The organism is Brevundimonas sp. (genome assembly GCF_035561115.1).
Taxonomy (GTDB): Bacteria; Pseudomonadota; Alphaproteobacteria; order Caulobacterales; family Caulobacteraceae; genus Brevundimonas.
The window spans coordinates 1-6,320 of sequence record NZ_DATMYH010000115.1 but is presented as its reverse complement, the minus strand read 5'-3'; the positions used below and the strand labels follow the sequence as shown (position 1 = coordinate 6,320).

The following is a 6,320-nucleotide window of genomic DNA, read 5'->3' as shown; positions in this document are numbered from 1 at the left end:
GTTCCGAACGCTCCGCCGCCTCCGGTGACGTTGCCGATCGAACCGGTCAAGAAGGAGGACAGGGTCGAATACACGGGTCCGCCCGTCATCGTCCCCGGACCGCCGCCGCCGCCGGCTCCGCCGGCTCCGCCGCGGCCGTCGGTGATCACGAACCCGAGCTGGGCCCGTCAGGTCGCCGGCGAGTTCCCGGAACGCGCCCTGTCGCGGGGCATCGAGTCCGGCACGGTTCGCGTGAGCTGTGCGGTGCAGCCGAACGGCAGCCTGACGGATTGTCAGGTCCGGTCGGAAGATCCCGCCGGCGCCGGCTTCGGCCAGGCGGCTCTGGCCGCAGCCCGCAGATCGCGCGTTTCGCCTCGTACGGTGGACGGTGCGGCTGTCGGCGCACGGGTCGAGTGGACCCAGCGGTATCGCGCGGCCGACTGACGTCCGCACGACACACACTGAACGAACGCCCCGGGGGTCCGCCTCCGGGGCGTTTTTCATTGGCCGGGAGCCTTTCCCGACGCCGGACATTATGGCGGGGCTGTTCGGGAGACGCTTCATGAGATTTCTCACCGCCGCCCTGGCGGCCTGTTCCATCGCCGCCCTCGGCGGCTGCGCCTACAATGAGACGTTGGGTCGCAATCAGTTGCTGATCGTCGACGACAGCGCCCTGACGCAGCAGTCCGATGCGGCCTGGGCCGAGGCCCTGCGCACCCAGCGCCTATCGTCCGACGCCGCGGGCAACGCGCGCATCCGCCGGGTGGGCGACAAGATCGTCGAGGCCGCCGGTCTGACCGACCGCCGATGGGAATACGCCCTGTTCGTCAGCGACAGCCCCAACGCCTTCGTCCTGCCCTCGGGAAAGATCGGCGTGACCACGGGCCTGCTGGCCCTTGTCCGCAACGACGACCAGCTCGCCACCGTGCTGGGTCATGAGGTCGGGCATGTGGTCGCCCGCCATGCGGCCGAGCGCTATTCCACCACGGCCCTCACCAGCATTGGTCTGAGCGGGGTCCAGAGCGCGGCCGGCGACTATGCCCGCGCCGCCGGCGCCATAGGCGGACTCGGGGCCCAGCTGGGCTTCCTGCTGCCGTTCTCGCGCAATCACGAACTGGAGGCGGATCGCCTCGGCGTCGATTATCTGCAGCGCGCGGGCTACAAGCCGTCCGAGGCCGTGGCCCTGTGGCGCCTGATGGCGCAGCAGCGCCAGGGCTCCAACCCCGAGTTCGCATCGACCCACCCGTCCGACTCCACCCGCATCGCGGCGCTGGAGCAGTATATCGCCAGCCGCGGCTGGGCCTGACGCGTCCGACGGTGAATAATCCCGCCCGGTCGCTTGATCGGGCGGGACTGTCCCGGTAGATACCGCCCTCGCGCTGATTGCGCCGCCTTAGCTCAGTTGGTTAGAGCGCCGGTTTGTGGAACCGGAGGTCCTCAGTTCAAGCCTGAGAGGCGGTACCATCCTCACCGTGGCGGAGGGCGTTTCCGGTATGACCGACACGTCCCGCCCGCGGCCCGAAACGGGCTGGGATCCCTCGCAGTATCTACGGTTCGAGGCCGAGCGCGACCGCGCCGCCCAGGATTTGCTGGCGCGCCTTCCGCGGGACCTGGCGCCGCGTGAGATCTGGGACCTGGGTTGCGGCGCGGGTCAGCATGCGATTCAGCTCAGGCGCCGCCATCCCCACTCCGCCGTCCACGGGCTCGATTCCAGCGCGGCCATGCTGGAGCGGGCGCGTTCCGCGGGACCGGATATCGACTGGCGGCAGGGCGATCTGGCGCTCTGGCGCCCCGATGTTCCGGCCGACCTGATCTTCGCCAACGCCTCGCTGCAATGGATCCCTGACCATGCGGCGCTGTTTCCACGGCTGACCCGGGCCCTGACGCCGGGCGGCGTGATCGCCGTGCAGATGCCGATGGCGCATGAGACGCCTCATCACACGCTCATGCGCGAGACCGCGCAAGACGGGCCCTGGGCCGGCCGGCTGGCCGGAGTCGGGACCATCGCGCCCCTGCTGGGCGCCGAGGCCTATTACGACCTGCTGGCCCGGGACTGCGGCGACATCGACATCTGGTCGACGCGCTATCTGCATGTGCTGGGCGGCGCGGACGCGGTTCTGGAGTGGATGAAGGGCACGGCCCTGCGGCCTTACCTGTCGGCGCTGGCGGAGGACCCGGCTATGGGCGCAGCTTTTCTTTCCGCCCTCGGCGCGCGCCTCGCCGAAGCGTTTCCGCCACGTCCGGACGGGGCGACCCTGTTGCCGTTTCCCCGCCTGTTCCTGGCGGCGCGTCGTCGCTGATGGAGCGGCGCCGGCGCAGGCCGGTCACCGGCCCGTCCAGTGTGGACAGAACGTCCCGCGTGGCGCTGTAGCCAGCCGCGACGCCGGCGTCGAACCCCTTCCAGTCACGGATGTCGAGGCCGTCCGGCCTGGGCTGGATCAGGACGTCGGTCGCGGCGCGCGAGCTCTCGATATCCGCGTCCGTGGTCAGGGTCGCCGACCGCATCAGGATGGAGACGATGGGCGGGCCGCGACGCCAGGCGCCGGTGGCGATCAGCCGCCAGATTGACGGCGGGTGTTCGATCAGGGCCGCATCGACGCCGCGCGCCTCGGACATGTCGACACCGATGATCGGGCCGCCATGCATCTGACGCATGACATCGGTCGGCAGATTCTTCAGCACCGCGCCGTCGACCAGAACCTGGCCGTCGATGACGATCGGCGGCAGAAGACCCGGGATGGCGATGGAGGCCCGGATGGCCCGGCGCATCAGCCCGCGCCGGTGCACTTCGATCTTGCCGCTGGTCAGATTGGTCGAGACGGCGAAGAAGGGTCGGACGAGATCGGCCAGATCGATGTCGCCATAGGCGTCCTGCAACAGCCGATCGACCTTGTGCGCCCGCGTCATGGCCAGCATGGGGAAGGCCAGGTCGGACAAGGGGTCGCTTTCGACGAAGGCCTTGCGGATGCGGACCTCAAGCTCCTCCTGCGTCCAGCCGAGCGCGGGTCCGGCGGCGATCACGGCGCCCATGGAGGATCCGCCGACGAAGTCGATCGGGACGCCGGCTTCGTGCAGCGCCCGCAAGGCCCCGATGTGGGAATAGGCCCGGGCGCCGCCGCCCGACATGACCACGCCCACCGCCGTACCGGTCACGACCCTCGCCATCCGGTCGGCATCGGCCTGGTCCCCCTCGACACACTGGAACCAGCGGCCGGGCTGGACGGCGTCGAGCCAGACGGAGGTGTTGGCGGGCCGCGACATGCGCGGGTCGCGCAGCAGGATCAGGTCGGTGCGCCGCTGGGCGTCCAGCACGCCGGCGTGCGGCATGGGCCGGTTGGGCGGCGCCAGAATGCCGTTGCCGACCACGAACACCCGGTCGACCTGACGGGCGCACAGGGCGGCCCAGGCCGGCTCGTCCTGTTCAGCGACATACAGGACGAAGTCGTGGGCGTCCTCGACCCGGCTGAACCAGTCGGCCGCCGAGGCGAGGGCCGAGTGGTCGATGACCTGGCAGGTGAAGCCGTCGGCCTCGATCGCCGCCGCGATCCGCTCGATGAAGGCGCGGATGGGACGAGGACGGGCGGAGATGAAGCCGAACACGCTGGGCTCGCCGCCGCCGGAGCGGCGGTCCCGCGCGCGCTGGATCATGAGGCGGGACAGCTCGACCATCAGGTCGGGCTCGGTGCGGGCGGCCTCGAAGAAGGCGTCCCGGGGCAGGGCCAGAACCTCGCAGTCGCGCAGGGCGACGACGTCGGCGGTGTGGACGGTGCCGGCCAGCATGGCCATCTCGCCGGCCGGCTCTCCGGGCCGGATGACGCCGACGAACTGGGGCGGGCGATCCTCGTCGGAATCGCGGCGGAACACGCCGAGGCGGCCGCTGCGGAGCAGATACAGGGTGTCGGCGTTGTCGCCTTCAGCGAACAGGACTTCGCCGCCGGTCAGGGCGAACCAGCTGGCGCGCGTGTTCTTGCCGCCCTCGAAGATGCGGTGGAGAGCGTCTTCGAGCCGGTCGGAGCGCGGAGCGGGCATTCAGGAACGTTAGGCGGAGTCGGAGGTGTGTGGCGAGGGGGTCAGGCAACAGGCGACAGGCAGCGGTAGATCAACGGCGACCGGCGGCTTGTTCGTCATCTGTTGCCTGCTGCCTGTTGCCTCTTTCACCACGCCCCCATCTCCCGCAGCTGCTTCGCCAGTTCGGGCGGCACGTCGCCGGCGTCCAGGGTCGACAGGTCCATGGGCGCGTCCTTCGGCTCCAGATAGCGCCAGCCCTGGAAGGGCCGGCGGGCCTGGGGCGCGGTGCGGATCACTTCCGGGGACAGTTTGATCAGGCAATGGGACGTCCTGCCCTCGCCCTTCGTGGTGATGTCGAGGATCGGCATACGGCAGGTGACCGAACCCTTCATGACCCAGAACAGCGAACCGCCGTCCTCGAGCTCCGCGGCTCGTTTGGGCGTCATCCGGGTGTTGACCGTCAGCCATTGGCCCTTGGCGGCGCGGCGTTCCAGCGTCTCGACCTTCGCGACGCCGACGCACAGCTTGATCATGTGGAGAGGCATGGGCCGGCTTTAGCATCATCCGCGTGGGGCGGGAGACTCCGCCGGGCATCCGTCGTAGATTTCCCCCATGCGGGTGACTCGGCGGACAGCGATGGCGGGGGTGGCCGGTCTGGCCAGCCTGGGTCTCGCGCCGCCGGTCCGCGCCAGGGGGGCGGAGGTTTCGATGTACGGACTGATCGGCAAGATGACGGCCCTTCCAGCCCGGAGGGACGCCCTGACGGCGATCCTGCTGGAAAGTCTCGGGACCATGCCGGGCTGCCTCAGCTACATCGTCGCCCACGACCCGGCGGACGAGACCGCCATCTGGGTCACCGAGGTCTGGACCGACGAAGCGTCGCACCGCGCCTCGTTGCAGGTTCCCGAGGTCAAGGAAGCGATCCGGCGCGGGATGCCGCTGATCGCGACGTTCGACGACGCGCAGGTGACGACGCCGGTGGGCGGGGTGGGGCTGGCGGCCCGACCAGCCTGACCCGTCATCCTCGGGTCAAGCCCGAGGGTGACGGCCGGGGGGGGGCGTCAGTCGTTGGCGATGACGGTCGCCAGCACGGTCCCGTCCGTGACCTGATCTCCCACCGCGACGCCGACCTCGCCCACCACGCCGTCGAAGGGCGCGACGAGGGCGTGCTCCATCTTCATGGCTTCGAGCACCACGACGGGCTGGCCCCGGGTCACCGTGTCGCCGGCACTGGCCGGCGTGGCGACGATCTTGCCCGGCATGGGCGCGCGAAGGGAGCCGTCGGAGGCGGGGCCTCCCATTGAGGTTCCGCCGACGGGGCTGAAGTCGAACACCGAGACATCGCCGTTGCGGAATGTCCGGATCACGCCCTCGCCGTGCGTCGTCGGCAGGGTCTCTCCTGATTGCAGGCCGCTGTAGTCGAGCGGAGCCCCATCCACCGCGTATTCAAAATTCCAATTTCCGCCCTGTTCCATCACGCGGACTTCCGCCTCGCGCAGCGTACCATCCTGTCGAAACTTCAGGCGCGCCGGTCGGCTTTCGCCGTTGAGCCGGAATCCGAAAAGGTGTTCGGGAGAAGGCCCCCAGAGATCGTTCTTGTAAGCCGCGTCAACGAAGTCCTCGATCTTCCAACCCAAGGCGGCGGCGAGCGGGAGATCGCTGGCCGGGGAAGGAACAAGAGTCGCCTCCTCAGCGCCAATGAAGCCGGTGTCGACGTCGCCTTCGACGAAGCGCGGATGCTCAAGACAGCGGACCAGAAAGCCCGCGTTGGTCTTCACCGGCCAGACCTCGACCTCGCTGGCCGCGATCGCCAGGGCGGCGGCGGCTTCCACGCGCGTCTCTTCGTGCACGATCAGTTTGGCGATCATCGGGTCATAGAACTGGCTGACCTCGCCGCCTTCCTCGACGCCCGTGTCGACGCGGACGCCCTCCGGCATCACGAAATGCTCCAGCTTGCCGATGCTCGGCAGGAAGCCGTGGGCCGGGTCCTCGGCGTAGAGCCGGGCCTCCATGGCCCAACCCTGCAGGGGGATGTCGTCCTGCTTCAGCGGGATGGGCTCGCCGGCGGCGACGCGGAACTGCCATTCGACCAGATCGACGCCGGTGACGGCCTCGGTGACCGGGTGTTCGACCTGCAGCCGGGTGTTCATCTCCATGAACCAGATGCGGTCCGCCTTGAGCCCGTCCGAGGCGTCGGCGATGAATTCGATGGTGCCGGCCCCTTCGTAGTTCACGGCGCGGGCGGCGCGGACGGCGGCGTCGGTGACGGCCTTGCGGGTGGCGGCGTCCATGCCGGGGGCGGGGGCCTCCTCGATCACCTTCTGGTGGCGGCG

The 6,320-nt window shown here is 69.6% G+C and carries 6 protein-coding genes, 1 tRNA gene and 1 pseudogene; 5 read left to right on the top strand and 3 right to left on the bottom strand.

What is annotated here, in order from left to right; genetic code table 11:
• The 4 genes and pseudogenes from VN378_RS15755 to VN378_RS15740 form a co-directional block, all read left to right on the top strand.
• The coding region (locus tag VN378_RS15755) for a TonB family protein (protein WP_325744506.1) at window positions 1-423 on the top strand (423 nt) is incomplete at its 5' end.
• A 118-nt stretch (window positions 424-541) separates the two neighbouring features.
• The gene (locus VN378_RS15750; protein ID WP_325744505.1) at window positions 542-1,285 is read left to right on the top strand and encodes a M48 family metallopeptidase; all 744 of its coding nucleotides are present in this window, start codon (window positions 542-544) and stop codon (window positions 1,283-1,285) included.
• An 81-nt stretch (window positions 1,286-1,366) separates the two neighbouring features.
• Window positions 1,367-1,443, top strand: a tRNA-His gene (locus tag VN378_RS15745).
• A 29-nt stretch (window positions 1,444-1,472) separates the two neighbouring features.
• Window positions 1,473-1,910 (top strand): annotated as a pseudogene (locus VN378_RS15740) (methyltransferase domain-containing protein); the annotation flags it as partial.
• Window positions 1,911-2,157: 247 nt separating this feature from the next.
• Here VN378_RS15740 and VN378_RS15735 read toward each other — a convergent pair.
• Window positions 2,158-4,008, bottom strand: coding sequence for a patatin-like phospholipase family protein (locus tag VN378_RS15735; RefSeq protein WP_325744504.1), 1,851 nt, complete (start codon window positions 4,006-4,008; stop codon window positions 2,158-2,160).
• Window positions 4,009-4,133: 125 nt separating this feature from the next.
• Window positions 4,134-4,532 (bottom strand): DUF1489 domain-containing protein, encoded by a 399-nt coding sequence (locus VN378_RS15730; protein ID WP_325744503.1) that lies wholly within the window; start codon window positions 4,530-4,532, stop codon window positions 4,134-4,136.
• 91 nt (window positions 4,533-4,623) lie between these two features.
• On the opposite strand from VN378_RS15730, the gene VN378_RS15725 reads away from it, so the two are divergent.
• Window positions 4,624-5,001 carry a putative quinol monooxygenase gene (locus VN378_RS15725; RefSeq protein ID WP_325744502.1) on the top strand — a complete coding sequence of 126 codons (378 nt, stop codon included), beginning with the start codon at window positions 4,624-4,626 and terminating at the stop codon, window positions 4,999-5,001.
• A 47-nt stretch (window positions 5,002-5,048) separates the two neighbouring features.
• Here VN378_RS15725 and VN378_RS15720 read toward each other — a convergent pair.
• On the bottom strand, window positions 5,049-6,320 hold a 1,272-nt coding region (locus VN378_RS15720; protein WP_325744501.1), incomplete at its 5' end, for a biotin/lipoyl-containing protein.

Excerpts from the sequence above, each read along its gene's own strand:
- VN378_RS15750 (WP_325744505.1), top strand. The coding sequence starts at position 542 with ATGAGATTTCTCACCGCCGCCCTGGCGGCCTGTTCCATCGCCGCCCTC.
- VN378_RS15735 (WP_325744504.1), bottom strand. The coding sequence starts at position 4,008 with ATGCCCGCTCCGCGCTCCGACCGGCTCGAAGACGCTCTCCACCGCATC.
- VN378_RS15725 (WP_325744502.1), top strand. The coding sequence starts at position 4,624 with ATGGCGGGGGTGGCCGGTCTGGCCAGCCTGGGTCTCGCGCCGCCGGTC.
- VN378_RS15730 (WP_325744503.1), bottom strand. The coding sequence starts at position 4,532 with ATGCCTCTCCACATGATCAAGCTGTGCGTCGGCGTCGCGAAGGTCGAG.